Raw genomic sequence first — 1,192 nt, forward strand, 5'->3', positions numbered from 1 at the left:
GGCCGCGGCGCAGTCGATGCAGGAGCAGACCACGAGCCTCGTGCAGGCCGTCAGCGTGTTCCGGCTCGATGGCGGCGAGGCCCCTCCCGCGCTCGCCCAGCTGCAGGCCAAGCCGCAACCGGTGCTGCCGCAGCGCAAGGCCGCCCCCGCATTGAAGGCGCCCGCCCGCGCCGCGTCAGCACCCCGCGCGGCACCGCAGCCCAGGCTCGCCGCGGCGACGGCCGCCGGTGCGGGCGACTGGACCGAGTTCTAACCCACCCAGGACAACAAAAATGAAATGGTTCCAGTCGCTTCGTGTTGCCACGAGGCTGATCCTCAGTTTTCTCGTGGTCGCGACCGTGGGGGCCGCGCTCGGCGGTCTCGGCATCTTCCAGATGGGACGCATCAATGCGTCGACTGAAAGCCTTTACAACGACGACCTGCGCGCCATCAAGGCGGTGCAGGCAGCGAACATCCACCTGCTCGACGCGAGCCGTGCCCAGATGAGCCTGCTGTCTGCCGGCACCAAGGGCGAGCGCAACCGCGGCTTCGCCGAGCTCGGCAATGCCGTGAAGGGCGTCGAGTCCAGCGTGGCCGAGGCGCAGCCGCTGCTCGAGCAGGCGCCCGAAGGCCGCGAACTGGTCGCGCAATACCAGCGCCTGATGCCGCCGCTCAAGAAGCACCTGTCCGATTTCGCGGACCTCATCGGCAAGCAGTCGCTCGACAGCTCGCAGTTCGAAGGCAGCGTGCCGCAGGAGAGCGAAGCCCTGCTGAAGGAATCGCGCGCCCTCGAGAAGGTTCTGCAGAGCATGGTCGCCTACAGCGACCAGCATGCGCGCGACAGCATGGAAGCCGCTGCGAGCACCTTCGAGACCTCGCGGCTGCTGATGGCGCTGATGGCGCTGGCCGGCATCGTGATCAGCGTGGGCCTCGGCGTGCTCGTGGCCCGCCTGTTGTCGCGGCAGCTCGGCGGCGAGCCCGGCTACGCGGCCGAGGCGGTCGGCCGGATCGCGGCCGGCGACCTGACCCAGGCGGTGCAGGCGAAATCCGCGCGCAGCGGCAGCCTGCTGTTCTCGATCGGGCGCATGCAGGACCAGCTCACGCACGTCGTGACGCGCATCAAGGGCGCGAGCGACGCCATCGCCACCGCCTCGGGCCAGATCGCCGCGGGCAACCAGGATCTCTCGTCGCGCACCGAGGAACAGGCCAGCTC

1 protein-coding gene and 1 pseudogene are annotated in these 1,192 nt (G+C 69.6%); both read left to right on the forward strand.

Features of this window, described 5'->3' with window-relative positions; translation table 11 throughout:
- Positions 1-253: pseudogene (locus AC3A6G_RS27310) on the forward strand (methyl-accepting chemotaxis protein); the annotation flags it as partial.
- A 19-nt stretch (positions 254-272) separates the two neighbouring features.
- Positions 273-1,192 (forward strand): MCP four helix bundle domain-containing protein (locus AC3A6G_RS27315; RefSeq protein ID WP_487875092.1); only part of this gene is annotated, 920 nt, incomplete at its 3' end.

The organism is Variovorax sp. Soil_C_26, assembly GCF_057657075.1.